The sequence below is a fragment of the uncultured Georgenia sp. genome, from assembly GCF_937958535.1.
Taxonomy (GTDB): Bacteria; Actinomycetota; Actinomycetes; order Actinomycetales; family Actinomycetaceae; genus Oceanitalea.
Genome location: NZ_CALGNQ010000183.1, coordinates 1 through 15,091 on the forward strand (window position 1 = coordinate 1; position 15,091 = coordinate 15,091).

Sequence of the window (15,091 nt, forward strand, 5' to 3'; positions counted from 1 at the left end):
AGCTGGACATGACGCCGGAGAAGGTCGTCGAGGTCCAGAAGTACGGCCGCGAGCCCATCTCGCTCCACACCCCCCTGGGCGAGGACGGCGACAGCGAGTTCGGTGACCTCATCGAGGACTCCGAGGCCGTCGTGCCCGCCGACGCGGTGAGCTTCACCCTCCTGCAGGAGCAGCTCCACCAGGTGCTCGACACGCTGTCCGAGCGCGAGGCCGGGGTCGTGTCGATGCGGTTCGGACTGACCGACGGCCAGCCGAAGACCCTCGACGAGATCGGCAAGGTCTACGGCGTCACCCGCGAGCGCATCCGGCAGATCGAGAGCAAGACGATGTCCAAGCTCCGTCACCCGAGCCGTTCCCAGGTGCTGCGCGACTACCTGGACTGACTCCGCAGACGAAGGGCCCGCACCGGTCGGTGCGGGCCCTTCGCGCTGTCGTGACTCAGTCCCGGCGCGCCTGCCGGTCGGCGTTGGCGTGGATGGCGTCGCGCACGTACTGCGCGAGGCCGGGCCGGATGTCCTCGTAGGTCTTGGTGAAGCGCGGGTCGCTCACGTACATGTCCGCGAGCCGGCGGTGGAAGTCCGGCGTGAGGTCGTAGAAGTTCTCCTCGATCTGGCGGCGGGCCCGCTCCGCGGCGTCCATCGCCTCGGCGCTCGAGGCGGGCAGGCCGGCGTCCATGGCGGCGACGAACGCGGCGTTGACCGACTCGTTCTCCTCCTTGATCCGCTCCCAGTCCGCCTTCGTGTACTGCGCGGTGCGCTGCTGGGACTGGCGCCAGGCGTCGGTGTCGCCCCAGCGCTCCTCGGCCTCGGCGGCGTACTCGTCGCTGAAGCCGTCCCCGAACAGCTCCCGCTGCTCCTGAGGGGTCAGGTTCACACCCTTCATCTCTCTCTCCAGTGCTCGGTCGAGGGCCGTGACGAGCTCCTGCAGCTCCTCCAGCCGGGACATGACCGCGGCGCGCTGCCGGCGCAGGTGCTCCACGACGTCGGGCCGGGAGCCGCCGTCCAGCAGCTCGGCGATCTCCTCGAGGGGGAACCCCAGGCGCCGGTAGACGACGATGTGCTGGAGCCGGGCGATGTCGGTCTGGGTGTAGAGCCGGTACCCGGCGGGGCTGCGCTCACCGGGGCAGAGCAGGCCGATCTCGTCGTAGTGGTGCAGTGTGCGCACCGTCACGCCGAACCGCTCGGCCACCTGTCCCACCGTGAGCACCGTCAGGACCCCTGTCGCGTCGGTCATGTCTCCACCGTGCTGCCTCACGTCGCGTGAGGGGCAAGCCCATTGTCCGCCGGAGGCGTCACACGTCCTTGCCGTAGGCGTACTGGCGGCGGGACTCCCGGTAGCCCAGCGCGGTGTAGAGGTCGAGCGCGCGGCTGGCGTTGTCGAGGTCGACGCCGAGGTCGGCCCGGTCGATGCCGTCCTCGCGCAGCCGGTGCATCGTCGCGGCGAGGAGCGCCGTGGCGACCCCGCGGCGGCGCCACGCGTGGCGCACCCCCAGGACGTCGGTCCACCCCGAGGTGTAGCCCTGCGGCTCCCAGTCCGGCTCGTAGGCCGAGGTGAGGCTGTAGCCGGCGACCTCCGCGCCGTCGAGGACGACGAAGCTCCACTTCGGGCGGAAGTACCGACCGCCGACGCTGCGCCGCTCCCAGTCCTCCCGGCTGCGCGGTTCGCTGTTCCAGTGCTCGGCGAAGGCCTCGTTGTGGGCGAGCCGGACCCGCTCGCCGAGGGATGGGTCGTAGGGCACCAGGCGCAGGCCGTCCTGGACGGCGACCGGCGGGACCGGCTCCTCGAGGGGGCGGGTGAGCTCGAGGAACACCCGCATCCGGTCGAACCCGGCGTGCTCGAGCAGCCGGACCGTCGCCCGGACGCCGTCGTCGACGTGGAGGATGACCCGGCCGGGTGCCGGGGACGGGGCGGAGGCGATCTTCTCCCGGGCCAGCCGCTCCTGCCACGCCAGCAGCTCCCGACCCACGCCGCGGCCGCGCCACTGCGGGTCCACACCGCCCCAGCAGAAGGCCCGGATGGTGCGGCGGTCACCCGGGGGCGCCTCGACGTGCCCGAAGGCGCGTGCCACCCCGTCCGCGTCCACCCCGAGGATGGAGTCGCGTGCCGGGTCCTTCCACGACCCGTCGAGGAGCTCGTCGTGCAGGTCCTCGGGGGTGTAGCGCTCGGCCGGGTCGTCGGCGTCCTCGATGGCCCGCACGAGCCGGTGCCAGGCCGGGAGGTCGTCGGGGGAGATGGGGCGCCAGTGCAGGCCGGCGACGGCGGCGGGGGCGGCGGTCATGGAGGGACGGTACGGCCTGGGCCGCGGCGGCGTCACGCCGACACGGGTCCGCCGTGGCGCCGGGACGAAAGAAGGCGCCGGGACGAAAGAAACGGCGCCGGCCCCGTGGCGGGGGCCGGCGCCGGAAGTCTCGGGGGTCGCTCAGCGAGCGGTGTCGCCCTCGGTGAGGCGGTGGGTCTCGTCGTGGATGGCGGTGGCGACACCCTCGAGCGCCTCGGCGTGCTTGCGGGCGTGGTGGGCGCAGAAGAGCAGCTCACCCACCGGCAGCGCCACGCGCACGTACGCCTGGGCGCCGCAGCGGTCGCAGCGGTCCTGTGCGGTCAGCGGGGCGGTCATCGTTGCGTTCACATCTGAATACAACCACGAACTGCTGCAGACCTTCCCGGGATGGCCCTGTCGTTCGCTGCCAGCGGAGCCCGCGCGCCCGGGTTGTGAGCGGCGTCACGGTGTGCTCACCGGTCCTGGTCCTCCCCACCCGCCCCACGCGCCCCGACCTGGGGCCGCGACGGCGGGTGCTCCGCGGGACCGTGCCGGGCTCTTCGTATGATCGGCGGGTGCCACCCAAGTCGACCGCCACCGCCGCCCAGTACACCGCGCGCCACCTCTCGGTTCTCGAGGGGCTCGAGGCCGTGCGCAAGCGGCCGGGGATGTACATCGGCTCGACCGACTCCCGCGGCCTCATGCACTGCCTGTGGGAGATCATCGACAACGCCGTCGACGAGGCCCTCGAGGGGCACGGCGACGCGATCGAGATCGTCCTGCACCCGGACAGCTCGGTCGAGGTGCGCGACAACGGGCGCGGCATCCCGGTCGACACCGTCGACTCGGTCGGGCTCAGCGGCGTGGAGGTGGTCTTCACCAAGCTCCACGCCGGCGGCAAGTTCGGCAACGGCTCCTATGCTGCCTCGGGCGGCCTCCACGGTGTGGGCGCCTCCGTCGTCAACGCCCTGTCCGCGCGCCTCGACGTCGAGGTCGACCGGGGCGGCAAGACCTACCGGATGACCTTCCACCGCGGCGAGCCGGGCGTCTTCGACGACAGCGGCGGCATCGGCCCCCACGCGCCCTTCACCCCCTTCACCGAGTCCAGCGAGCTCGCCGTCGTCGGCAAGGTCCCGCGCGGCCGCACCGGCACAAGGGTGCGCTACTGGGCCGACCCGCAGATCTTCCCGGCGACCTCCCAGTTCAGCTACGACGAGCTGGTCACCCGCGCCCGGCAGACCACCTTCCTCGTCCCCGGCCTGACCATCACCGTCCGCGACGAGCGCCGCATGCCCGGCACCCCCGGGGAGGACGGCCCCGTGGAGGAGGTCTTCCGGCACGACGGCGGGGTCGTCGACTTCGCCGAGTTCCTCGCCACCGACCCCGCGGTCACCGACGTGTGGCACCTCACCGGCAGCGGCACGTTCACCGAGACCGTCCAGCAGCTCGACGCCGCCGGCCACCTGCGCCCCAAGGAGGTCGAGCGCACCTGCGAGGTCGATGTCGCGCTGCGCTGGGGGCAGGGCTACGACACGACCGTGCAGTCCTTCGTCAACATCATCGCCACCCCCAAGGGCGGCACCCACCTCGCCGGCTTCGAGCAGGGCCTGGTGCGCACCGTGCGCAAGCAGATCGAGGCCAACGCCCGCCGGCTCAAGGTCACCGCCAAGGACCCGAAGATCGAGAAGGACGACGTCCTGGCCGGGCTGACCGCCGTCGTCACCGTCCGGTTGCCCGAGCCGCAGTTCGAGGGCCAGACCAAGGAGATCCTCGGTACCGCGCCGGTGCGCTCCATCGTCGCCGGGGTGGTGGAGAAGCAGCTCACCGCCATCCTCACCTCGAGCAAGCGGCACGACAAGACCCAGGCCTCCGCCGTCCTGGAGAAGGTCGTCGGGGAGATGCGGGCCCGTGTGCAGGCCCGGCTGTCGAAGGAGATCTCGCGCCGCAAGAACGCGCTGGAGAGCTCCCGCCTGCCCGCCAAGCTCGCCGACTGCCGCACCGACGACGTCGAGCGCTCCGAGCTGTTCATCGTCGAGGGCGACAGCGCGCTGGGCACCGCCAAGCTCGCCCGCTCCAGCGACTTCCAGGCGCTGCTGCCGATCCGCGGCAAGATCCTCAACGTGCAGAAGGCGTCCCCGGCCGAGATCCTGCGCAACGCCGAGGTCTCCTCGATCATCCAGGTCATCGGTGCCGGGGCGGGACGCAACTTCGAGCTCGACAAGATCCGCTACGGCAAGGTCATCCTCATGACCGACGCCGATGTCGACGGCGCCCACATCCGTACGCTGCTGCTCACCCTGTTCTTCCGCTATATGCGCCCGCTGGTCGAGGCCGGGCGGGTGTACGCCGCGGTACCGCCGCTCCACCGGGTCGAGGTGCTCGGCTCCGGCGGGAAGAAGGGGGAGAAGGTCTACACCTACTCCGACGCCGAGCTGGCCCAGCTGCTGCGCAGGCTCGAGCGGCAGGGTCGCCGCTACAAGGAGCCGATCCAGCGCTACAAGGGGCTGGGAGAGATGGATGCCGACCAGCTCGCCGAGACGACCATGGACCCCGCCCACCGCACCCTGCGGCGGGTGAGCATGGCCGACGCCGAGTCGCTGGCCGAGGCCGAGCGGGTCTTCGAGCTCCTCATGGGCAACGAGGTCGCCCCCCGCAAGGACTTCATCGTCGCCGGCGCCGCGCAGATCGACCGCGAGCGCATCGACGCCTGAGCCCCACCCTCCCAGCACTCCGACGCCCTAGGATCTCGACATGTCCGACATGCTGCCCTCTCGCGCCGCGCCGCCCGCGGAGGCGACCGTCCCTGGGCCGCACCTGGGTCTGACCTGGCGCACGCTGACGCCCGCGGACCTCGACGACCTCCACGCCCTCGTCCAGCGCTGCGAGGAGGTCGACCAGCCACTGTCCCGGACGCGGCGCACCCAGCTGGAGGAGATGCTCGCCCGCCCGGCGACAGGGATGAAGGCCGACAGCCTCGGCGGGTTCGACGCCGCCGGCACGCTTCGCGCCGCCGCCTTCGTCCACGCCCCGCGCGGGGACGAGACCCACGCCCGCGTGTTCATCGGCGCCTCGGTCGACCCGAGCTGGCGCGGCCGGGGTATCGGGCGGGCGCTGCTCACCTGGCAGGACGACCGGGCCCGGCAGATCCTCGCCACCCTCGACCCCGCCCTGCCGGGCCGCATCGCCAGCTACGTCGACGAGCACCTGCACGACCGGCGGCGGCTCTACGCCGCCGCCGGCTTCAGCGCGCTGCGCACGTACCGCGAGATGCGGCGGCGCCTCACGACCGAGCCGGCGGCGGTCCCGGTACCGGAGGGGTACGAGGTCCGGCAGTGGACCCCGGAGCTGGACGACGCCGTGCGCCGCGCGCACAACGAGGCCTTCCGCGACCACTGGGGCTCCCAGCCGGTGGACGAGGGCACGTGGGCGGCGCGCCGCACAGACCTGGAGCCCGCCTGGAGCGTGGTCGCGATCCACGAGGAGACCGGTGAGGTCGCCGGCTACGCGCTCACCGCCCGCCACGAGCACGAGTGGGAGCGGCTCGGGCACAGCGAGGGTTACACCGAGCTGCTCGGCGTGCTGCGCCCCCACCGCGGCGTCGGGCTCGCCCGGGCGATGCTCTCCTCCGTGCTCGCCGCGCTGTACCGCGACGGCATCGAGGTCGCGGCGCTCGACGTCGACATGGAGAACCCCTCGGGCGCCTACCACTTCTACGAGCGGATGGGCTACGAGCCGCAGGCCGCCCGGATCCTCTACACCATCGAGGTGTGACGATCCCCGCACCGCCGTGCGGAGCTGGGCCGGACCCGGGGGAGGACGTATCGTCGGACGCATGCTCGAGGACTTCGACGACGACCCGCGCCCGTCGCGGGTCGGCACCGGCGAGGTCGGCAGCACGGGGGGCGCACGGATCGACCTGCCCTCCGTGGCCGGCCTGCGCTGGCAGTGGCTCACCCTGGAGCAGAACGACGCGCTCGTCGCCCTGCTGGCCCGGATCGAGGCGCACGACGACCCGCCCTACCGCACCACCGCCGAGGAGTCGGCCGAGACCTTCGTGCCGGTGAGCAACGACGTCGGCACGGCCAAGGTCGTCGGCCTGGACGAGTCGGGCGTGCCGCGGGCCTACGCCATCGTCCGGGTGCGTCCCACCGCCGGGACCTTCCGCGCCCTGTGCGACGGTGGGGTCGACCCCGCCTGGCGGCGCCGGGGCCTGGGCACCGCCCTGCTCGGCTGGCAGCTGGCGGCCGCCCGCGCGATCCTCGACGGTGCCGGCCACACCACCGCCCTGGCCGTCGTCCACGTCGAGGAGAACCTCACCGACGCCCAGGACATGCTGCGCCTGGCCGGGTTCGTCCCCACCCGCTGGTACACCGAGATGCGCCGCGACCTGGCCCGTGAGCTGCCCGACGTGCAGCCGCACGGGCAGGTGACGGTCGAGCCGTGGGACCCGGCCCTGGACGACGCCGTGCGCCGCGCCCACAACGAGGCCTTCAGGGACCAGTGGGGCGGGGAGCTGCACACGCCCGAGTCGTGGGCCCAGGGCCGCACCTACTTCGCGCCGGAGTGGAGCTTCGTCGCCCTGGACCGCACCACCGACCGCGCGCGCGTCGCCGGATACCTCATCTCCGGCCGCTACGAGGGCGACTGGGCGGCGCAGGGCTGGAGCGAGGGCTACACCGAGATGCTCGGCGTGCGGCAGGAGTGGCGTGGCATGCGGGTGGCCACCGCGCTGCTCGTACGGGCGATGCGCGCCTACGCCGCCGACGGCATGGAGTACGCGGGCCTCGGGGTGGAGTCCCCGCAGCCGGGCACCGACTACGGCCTGTTCGGCCAGCTCGGCTACGAGCCCACCCGCAGCTCGCTGATGTTCACCCGCACGGTCTGACCGGCCGCCGGCGGCTCACTGCCGCCGGGCACCGCCGCGCGTCAGCCGATGGCGACGACCGGTGCGGCGAGCGGGCGACCCGAGCCGTCGCGGCGCTCGTCCACCTCCGGCAGGTCCACCGGCTGGCCCCCGCTGCCGACGGCCCGGATCGGCTCGAGCCCGACCCACGCCAGCTGCAGCGTGTCCTCCCCACGCAGGAAGCGGTGCGCCCGGACGCCGCCGGTGGCCCGGCCCTTGCCGGGGAACCGGTCGAACGGGGTGACCTTCGCCGTCCCCGGCACCGTGCCGGGCAGTGCGTCGGAGGAGCCGGCGACGGTGACGACGAGGGAGCGGGAGACGTCGTCGGGGTGGACCACCCCGAAGCCGACGACACGCGCGTCCTGCGGCATCTTGACCCCGGCCATGCCGCCCGCGGCCCGGCCCTGGGTGCGTACCGCGGAGGCGGGGAAGTGGAGCAGGTGCGCCTGGCTCGTCACGAGCACGAGCCGGTTCTCGTCCGGTGCGTGGGCGACCCCGACGACGGCGTCGCCCGGCTTGAGCGAGATGACCTCCCAGGCGTCACGGTTGGCCGGCCGGTCGGTGGTGCTCACCCGCTTGACCGTGCCGCGCGCGGTGGCGATCGCCAGCGGCGGTGCCTCCTCGTCGAGCCGGGCCAGCCCCACGACCCGCTCACCCGGCTCGAGCTGGACGAGCTCGGTGACCGGTGCGCCACCGGAGAAGCCCGGGGCGGAGTCGGTCGCGGGCAGGGCGGGCGTGTCGAGCACCGAGAGCTTGACGCAGCGGCCGCTGCTCAGCACCACCCCCACGTCGCCGCGGGTGCGCGCGGGCACGGCCGAGGCGATGGCGTCGTGCGTCACGCGTGGGCCCTGCCGCGGCGGCTCCTGGGAGCCGCGGGCGAGCAGGCCGGTGCCCGAGAGTGCGACCCAGCAGGGCTCGTCGGGGATCTCCAGCGGGACGCTGGTGCCGCTGCGGCGGGACCCGGCGGCCGACCCGGTGGCAGGCCCGCCTGCGTGCTCGAGGAGCACGGTGCGGCGGGGGGTGCCGTGGGCGGCGGCGACCTCGGCGAGCTCGTCGCTGACCACCTGCCGCAGCAGGCCCTCGTCGGCGAGGATCGCGCGCAGCTCCTCGATCTCCCGGGCGAGCGCCTCGCGCTCGGCCTCGAGCTCGAGCCGGGAGAACTTCGTCAGCCGGCGCAGCCGCAGCGCCAGGATGTACTCCGCCTGCGCCTCGGACAGGTCGAAGACGAGCATGAGGCGCTGCCGGGCGGCGTCCGCGTCGTCGGAGGAGCGGATGACCGCGATGACCTCGTCGATGTCGGCGATCGCGACGAGCAGCCCCTCGACGAGGTGGGCCCGCTCGAGCCGCTTCTCCAGCCGGTGGGCGGTGCGCCGCCGCACCACCGTGATCCGGTGGTCGACGTACACCTGGAGCAGCTCGCGCAGCCCCAGGGTCTGCGGCTGCCCGTCGACCAGGGCGACGTTGTTGATCCCGAAGGAGTCCTCCATCGGGGTGTAGCGGTAGAGCTGCTCGAGCACCGCCTCGGGGTTGAAACCGCTCTTGAGCTCGATGACCAGCCGCAGCCCGTGGGAGCGGTCGGTGTAGTCGGCGACGTCGGAGATGCCCTGGAGCTTCTTGGCGTCGACCGCCTCCTTGATCTTCTCGATCACCCGTTCCGGGCCCACGAGGTAGGGCAGCTCGGTGACGACGATGGCCCGGCGCCGCGCGGTGACGTTCTCCAGGTGGGTGGTGGCGCGGGTGCGGAAGGAGCCGCGGCCACTCGCGTAGGCGTCCCGGATACCGTCGAGCCCGACGATCTTGCCGCCGGAGGGCAGGTCCGGCCCCGGGACGAAGCGCATGAGCTCCTCGAGCGTCGCGTCCGGGTTGGCGATGAGGTGCCGCGCCGCCGCGACGACCTCCGCGAGGTTGTGCGGCGGCATGTTCGTCGCCATGCCGACGGCGATCCCGGAGGCCCCGTTGACGAGGAGGTTGGGGAAGGCCGCCGGCAGCACCGAGGGCTGGAGGAGCTGGTTGTCGTAGTTCGGGACGAAGTCGACGACGTCCTCGTCGAGGTTCGCCGTCATGAGCAGCGCCGCCGGGGTCAGGCGCACCTCGGTGTACCGTGGGGCGGCCGGACCGTCGTCGAGCGAGCCGAAGTTGCCGTGGCCGTCGACCAGCGGCACCCGCAGCGAGAAGTCCTGGGCGAGCCGGACGAGCGCGTCGTAGATGGCGCTGTCGCCGTGCGGGTGGAGCTTGCCCATGACCTCGCCCACGACCCGGGCCGACTTCACGTGCCCCCGGTCCGGACGCAGCCCCATCTCGTCCATCTGGTAGAGGATCCGCCGCTGCACGGGCTTGAGGCCGTCGCGGGCGTCCGGCAGCGCGCGGGAGTAGATGACCGAGTAGGCGTACTCCAGGAAGGAGCCCTGCATCTCGGTGGAGACGTCGATGTCGACGATCTGCTCCTGCACGGGCGGCGGCGGGGTGCTGCGTCGGGCCATGCGGGCCATTGTCCCCCGAGCAGCGGGCCTGCCCGTGCAGCGGCGGGCCCCGTGTTGGCGACGGCACGGTCTCCGTGGCGGTGGCACGCCGGAGAACTAGGGTGTGGCCCATGAGCGAGGACGCCACCGGCACCAGCCCCGCCACCGCTCCCGAGCCGCCCTACCCGGCGCACTGGGAGGCCGACGTCGTGCTGCGGGACGGGGTGCCGATGCACATCCGGCCCATCCGCCCCGAGGACGCCCCCGCGCTGCAGGCCCTGCACCTGCGCCAGTCCCCGATGTCGCAGTACTACCGCTTCTTCGCCCCGATGGAGCGGATCAGCGAGCGCGACCTGCACCGCTTCACCCACGTCGACCACGACGACCGCGTCGCGCTCGTCCTCACCAGCGAGGACCGGATCCTGGCGGTGGGCCGGTACGACCGCATCGGGCCCGACGTCGCCGAGGTCGCCTTCTACGTCGACGACTCCGAGCACGGCCGCGGCCTGGGCTCGGTGCTCCTGGAGCACCTCGCCGCGGCGGGCCGCGAGCGGGGCATCGCCCGCTTCGTCGCCGAGGTGCTCCCCGGCAACGTCCGCATGATCCGGGTGTTCCGCGATGCCGGGTACGAGATCCGGCAGCAGCTGGACGACGGCGTCCTGCACGTGGAGTTCACCATCGAGGAGACCGGGCGGTCCTGGGCCGTCATGGCGGAGCGGGAGCAGCGCGCCGAGTCGCTGAGCATGCGCGCGATGCTCGCCGCCGGGTCGGTTGTCGTCGTCGGGCTCGGGGGGCCCGAGCAGGTCTTCGCCGAGCGGGCGGCGGCGTCGGTCCGTGCCGGCGACTTCACCGGCGCCGTCCACCTCGTCGGCATCCCGGGCGAGAGCGGGGGACCGGTCCCGCACGCGACCATCGCCGACCTCGCCGCACACCTGGAGACCTCGGGGGAGGCGCGCCCGGAGCTCGCCGTGGTCGCCGGGGAGCCGGACGCCGTCGTCGCCGCCGTCCCGGACCTCGCCCGGCTCGGCGCCACCGCCGTCGCCGTGCTGTCCGCCGGCTTCGCCGAGCAGGACGCCGCCGGCCGGCAGCGCCAGCTCGAGCTCGTGCGCCGCACCCGGGACGCCGGGATGCGGCTGCTCGGTCCGGCGTCCTACGGCATCGTCGCCTCCGGGCCCGCCGGCCGCCTCGACGCCGTCCCCCGGCCCGCACCCCGTGCCGGGCAGCTCGCCCTGTTCTGCCAGTCCGGCGCCCTGGGCAGCGCCCTCCTCGCCGCCGTGCAGGACCGCGGCATCGGGCTGCGCAGCTTCGTCTCCGCCGGGAACCGGGCCGACGTCTCGGGCAACGACACCATGCAGGCCTGGCAGGACGACCCGGAGGTCGCGGCGGCGGTGGTGAGCCTCGAGTCCATCGGCAACCCGCGCAAGTTCTCCCGGATCGCGCGCCGGCTGAGCACCCGGACACCGCTCATCACCCTGCTCGGCAGCCAGACCGGCCAGCAGGTGCCGCCCGGGCACACGGTGCGCACCACCCGCGAGCCGCAGCGGGTGCTCGTCCAGATGCTCGACCAGGCCGGGGCGATCCGCGCCCGCACCCCCCAGGAGATGCTCGACCTCGCGCAGCTCTTCGTCGCCCAGCCGCTGCCCCGCGGCCCGCGCACGGCGGTGCTGAGCAACTCCGCCGCGCTCACCAGCATGATCCGGGGCCTGGCCCGGGGACACGGGCTGCGGCCGAAGATCTCCGGCCCGGGGCTGCCCGCGCTCGCCACGGCGCAGGACTACGCGGCCGAGCTCGCGCGACTGCGCACCGATGACTCGTGGGACGCGCTCGTCGTCGCCCACGTCCCGCCCTTCGGCGGCGGCGACCCCGGGGTGTGGCGGGCCGTCGCCGAGGCCGCCGCGGGCCAGGAGCGGCCCGTGGTCGCCTCGGTGGAGGGGCTGCTCGGGCTCACCGCCGAGCTCACCCACGACGGCCGGGTCGTCCCCGCCTTCGCCACCCCCGCCGACGCCGTCGCCGCCCTCGCCGGGGCCGTCGCCCACGCGCGGTGGCGCGAGGCCGACCGCGGTGAGCTGGTCGACCCGAGCGGTATCGCCCCCGCCCGGGCCCGCGAGCTGCTCGCCCCGGTCCTGGAGCCGCTCGGCGCGGGGGAGGTGGCCCGGCTCGACGAGGCGATGGTCGACCGGCTGCTCGAGTGCTACGGGCTGGCCCTGGTGCCCTCGCGCACCGCGACCACCGCCGAGGAGGCCGTCGCGGCCGCGGAGGAGCTCGGCTGGCCGGTGGCGCTGAAGACCCGCGACGAGGTGCTGCGGCACCGCGCCGACCTCGGCGGCGTGCGGCTCGGGCTGCGCACCGCCGAGGAGCTCACCAGCGCCATGGCGGCCATGACCCGCGACATCGAGGCGGTGGGGCGCACGGTCGAGAGCTTCGACGTCCAGGTCATGGCCCCGCCGGGGGTGGCCTGCGTGGTGCGCGGCACCGAGGACGACCTCTACGGGCCGGTCGTCTCCTTCGGACTCGGTGGCGACGCCGTCGAGCTGCTCGACGACGTCTCCTACCGCATCCCGCCGCTGACCGACGTCGACGTCTCCCGGATGGTGCGCGCGGCGAAGGCGTCCCCGCGGCTGTTCGGGCACCGGGGCCTGCCGGTGCTCGACGTCCGGGCGCTGGAGAACGTCATCGCCCGCGTCTCCGTGCTCACCGACGACCTGCCCGAAGTGCGCCAGGTCCTCCTCAACCCGGTGCTCGTCGCCCGCCGCGGCGCCTCGCTGCTCAGCGCCGTCGTCGAGGTGTCGCCGCCCGGCCGGGCGGACAGCGGCCGCCGCGTCCTTCCCGGTCTCGGAGCAAGTGGTGCCAAGATGGAGCCGTGGATCGCCGCAACGTGAGGAACGACCTGCAGGCCCAGCTGAGGGCCGACCTGGTTCGCGCCGGGTACTACCCACGACTGGTCCAGGGGGTGCTCGACCTCGCGCTCGCCGGCGAGGAGGTCCGCGCCTACCTCGTCCACCCGGAGACCACCTTCGACTCCCGGGAGGTGCGGCGCCACCTCACCGCCCTCGCGCTCACCCCGACCCGGCTGATCATGGCGCACGTCGACGACGTCCCCGGCCACGAGGTCCCCTCCGCCGCCGCCACCACCGAGGCGGTCCCGCTCGGCCGCATCGCCTCGGTCGCGCTCACCCACGGCGTGAGCGACCCTGCCGACACCCACGGCGGCATGCGCGCGGACGAGCTGACCATCGCCGTCACCTGGGGCGGCGCGCAGCAGGTCGACCTCGCGCCCGCCGGGTGCAGCGACCCCGACTGCGACGCCGACCACGGCTACACCGGCCTGCTCACCCCCGAGGACGTCGTCGTCCGCGTCAGCGCCCAGGCCGAGGGCGAGGACGCGCTCGAGCGGGCCCTGGCCTTCGCCCGGGAGCTGTCCGCCGCGACGGTGCAGACGCCGTGATCGAGCCGCCCCCGGACCTGCGGCTGCCCGACTACCACGGCGCCTGTCTGCGCGCCGTGCTGCCGGCCGCCCTCGACGCCATCGGCGCACCGACGACGAGCGGTGGCCGCAGCTCCGCCGACGACCGGCGCACGCTCGGCCTGCCGCAGGCGTCCAAGGTGTGCGTCGTCCTCATCGACGGGCTCGGCACCCACATGCTCGCCGAGCGCGGCGGGCACGCCCCCTTCCTGCGCTCCCACCTCGCCGACGCGCTCACCCTGACCAGCGGCTACCCCTCGACCACCGCCGCCAGCCTGACGATGTTCGGCACCGGCTGCTTCCCCGGCCAGACCGGCATGCTCGGCTACACCGTACGCAACGACGCCGACGGCTCCCTGCTCAACCTCATCAGCTGGGAGGACGCGACGATCAGCCCGCGGGAGTGGCAGCCGCAGCCGACCCTCGTCGAGCAGCTCGGCACCGACTCCTGGGGCCGCCGCGTGGCGAGCGTGGGACCGGCCCGCTTCGTCGGGTCCGGGCTCACCGAGGCGGCGCTGCGCGGGCCCCGCTTCGTCGCCGCGGACTCCCTCGCCGACCGGGTGGACGCCACCCAGGAGCTGCTGCGCAGCCCGCACACCGACCTCGTCTACCTCTACTGGGGCGACGTCGACAAGATGGGCCACCACCACGGCTGGGGCTCCTGGCAGTGGGGGGAGGCGGTCGAGCTCGTCGACCAGCAGGTCGCCCGCCTCGCCCGGCTGCTGCCCCCCGGCACGCTCCTCCTCGTCACCGCCGACCACGGCATGGTCGACCTGGAGGAGGACTCCCGGATCGACGTCGCCACCACCCCCGAGCTCGACCGTGACGTCGTCCTCGTCGCCGGTGAGCCCCGTGCCGTCCACGTCCACACGGAGCCCGGGACGGCACCGGCGGTCGCCGCCCGGTGGCGTGACGTCCTCGGCGAGACCGCCTGGGTGCTGCTGCGCGAGGAGGCCGAGGAGATCGGGCTCTTCGGCCCGCTCAGCGAGCGTCATCGCACCACGGTGGGGGACGTCGTCGTCGCCACCCGGGGGCGCCGCGCCGTCGTGGACTCCCGCACCCAGACGCCCTCGTCGATCGCCCTGGTCGGGGTGCACGGCTCCCTCACCCCCGCCGAGCTGGAGATCCCGCTCCTGCGGGTGGTGGTGTGACGTGGCCGAGCTGGTCTTCTTCGCCGGGACGATGGACTCCGGCAAGTCCACCCTCGCGCTCCAGATGGACTACAACTACCGGCGCCGTGGCCTGGAGGGCGTGATCTTCAGCCGCAACGACCGCGCCGGCACCGGGACGCTCTCCTCCCGGCTCGGGCTGTCGGTCGAGGCGGTGGAGGCGGACGACACCACCGACTTCTGGCAGGAGGTCGTCACCCGCCGCACCCGGGGCGGCCGGGTGGACTACCTCGTGTGCGACGAGGCCCAGTTCTACTCCGTCGCCCAGGTCGAGCAGCTGGCGCGCCTCGTCGACGAGATGGACGTCCACGTCTTCGCCTTCGGCATCACCACCGACTTCCGCACGCGGCTCTTCCCCGGGTCCGCCCGCCTCATCGAGCTCGCCGACCGGGTCGAGCAGATCCAGGTCGAGACGCTGTGCTGGTGCGGTCGCCGCGCCACCCACAACGCGCGCACCGTCGGCGGGCGCATGGTCCGGGAGGGGCAGCAGGTCGTCGTCGGGGACACCGAGGTCGCGACGGGTGGCGGGGACGTCGTCGGCTACGAGGTGCTGTGCCGCCTCCACCACGTGCGGGGGATGACGGCGGCCACCGCCGGCGCCGCGGAGCTCAGCCCGCCGACGCTGCCGCTGGCCTGAGCCACGCGGGCAGCGGGCAGGTCACTCGGGCTTGGCGCCGAAGACGATCTCGTCCCAGCTCGGCACGCTCGCGCGGCGCCCGCGACGCCGCTTGGGCTCCTTGCCCTCCGGCTCGCGCCGCTGCCCACCACGGGGAGTGGTCCGCGCGGCGGGACGGTCCGGCGCCCCGCCCGGGGCATCGGCCCGGGTCCGCCGGGTGCCGG

General features: G+C 73.9%; 12 protein-coding genes and 1 pseudogene. 8 read left to right on the forward strand and 5 right to left on the reverse strand.

Translation table 11 applies throughout. The features are described from left to right. Positions 1-383, forward strand: a 383-nt coding sequence (locus Q0195_RS09660; protein WP_299277633.1) for a sigma-70 family RNA polymerase sigma factor, incomplete at its 5' end; no start/stop codon positions are given. A gap of 55 nt (positions 384-438) precedes the next feature. On the opposite strand, the gene Q0195_RS09665 is transcribed toward Q0195_RS09660, so the two are convergent. The 3 genes from Q0195_RS09665 to Q0195_RS09675 form a co-directional block, all read right to left on the reverse strand. Beyond that, on the reverse strand, positions 439-1,233 hold the full coding sequence (locus Q0195_RS09665) for a MerR family transcriptional regulator (protein WP_299277634.1): 795 nt from the start codon (positions 1,231-1,233) through the stop codon (positions 439-441). Positions 1,234-1,291: 58 nt separating this feature from the next. Beyond that, a complete protein-coding gene (locus Q0195_RS09670; RefSeq protein WP_299277637.1) occupies positions 1,292-2,278 on the reverse strand; it encodes a GNAT family N-acetyltransferase in 987 nt (328 codons plus the stop codon). Between the two features lie 141 nt (positions 2,279-2,419). Next, a complete protein-coding gene (locus Q0195_RS09675; RefSeq protein WP_299277655.1) occupies positions 2,420-2,614 on the reverse strand; it encodes a hypothetical protein in 195 nt (64 codons plus the stop codon). A 218-nt stretch (positions 2,615-2,832) separates the two neighbouring features. On the opposite strand from Q0195_RS09675, the gene Q0195_RS09680 reads away from it, so the two are divergent. The 3 genes from Q0195_RS09680 to Q0195_RS09690 all read left to right on the forward strand — a co-directional run bounded on the left by Q0195_RS09680 (position 2,833) and on the right by Q0195_RS09690 (position 7,142). After that, positions 2,833-4,968 (forward strand): DNA topoisomerase IV subunit B, encoded by a 2,136-nt coding sequence (locus Q0195_RS09680; protein ID WP_299277639.1) that lies wholly within the window; start codon positions 2,833-2,835, stop codon positions 4,966-4,968. A 40-nt stretch (positions 4,969-5,008) separates the two neighbouring features. Beyond that, positions 5,009-6,028, forward strand: a complete 1,020-nt coding sequence (locus Q0195_RS09685) for a GNAT family N-acetyltransferase (RefSeq protein WP_299277642.1) — start codon at positions 5,009-5,011, stop codon at positions 6,026-6,028. A gap of 61 nt (positions 6,029-6,089) precedes the next feature. Beyond that, positions 6,090-7,142 carry a GNAT family N-acetyltransferase gene (locus tag Q0195_RS09690; protein ID WP_299277644.1) on the forward strand — a complete coding sequence of 351 codons (1,053 nt, stop codon included), beginning with the start codon at positions 6,090-6,092 and terminating at the stop codon, positions 7,140-7,142. A 41-nt stretch (positions 7,143-7,183) separates the two neighbouring features. Here the strand turns inward: Q0195_RS09690 and Q0195_RS09695 are convergent, their stop codons facing one another. Continuing rightward, complete coding sequence (locus tag Q0195_RS09695) at positions 7,184-9,640, reverse strand: DNA topoisomerase IV subunit A (RefSeq protein ID WP_299277646.1); 2,457 nt, start codon at positions 9,638-9,640, stop codon at positions 7,184-7,186. A gap of 110 nt (positions 9,641-9,750) precedes the next feature. Between Q0195_RS09695 and Q0195_RS09700 the strand changes: the two genes are divergently transcribed. The 4 genes from Q0195_RS09700 to Q0195_RS09715 are packed head-to-tail and all read left to right on the forward strand — an operon-like array spanning position 9,751 to position 14,888. Next, positions 9,751-12,498, forward strand: coding sequence for a GNAT family N-acetyltransferase (locus Q0195_RS09700; protein ID WP_299277648.1), 2,748 nt, complete (start codon positions 9,751-9,753; stop codon positions 12,496-12,498). Beyond that, entirely contained in the window at positions 12,480-13,064 is a 585-nt protein-coding gene (locus tag Q0195_RS09705; RefSeq protein WP_299277650.1) for a DUF5998 family protein, read from the forward strand. Before Q0195_RS09700 ends, Q0195_RS09705 begins: the two co-directional genes overlap by 19 nt. After that, positions 13,061-14,233, forward strand: a complete 1,173-nt coding sequence (locus tag Q0195_RS09710; protein WP_299277652.1) for a nucleotide pyrophosphatase/phosphodiesterase family protein — start codon at positions 13,061-13,063, stop codon at positions 14,231-14,233. The genes Q0195_RS09705 and Q0195_RS09710 overlap by 4 nt, the downstream gene beginning before the upstream one ends. A gap of 1 nt (position 14,234) precedes the next feature. Beyond that, positions 14,235-14,888 (forward strand): thymidine kinase, encoded by a 654-nt coding sequence (locus Q0195_RS09715; protein WP_299277653.1) that lies wholly within the window; start codon positions 14,235-14,237, stop codon positions 14,886-14,888. Between the two features lie 21 nt (positions 14,889-14,909). Here the strand turns inward: Q0195_RS09715 and Q0195_RS09720 are convergent. After that, positions 14,910-15,091: pseudogene (locus Q0195_RS09720) on the reverse strand (DUF3071 domain-containing protein); the annotation flags it as partial.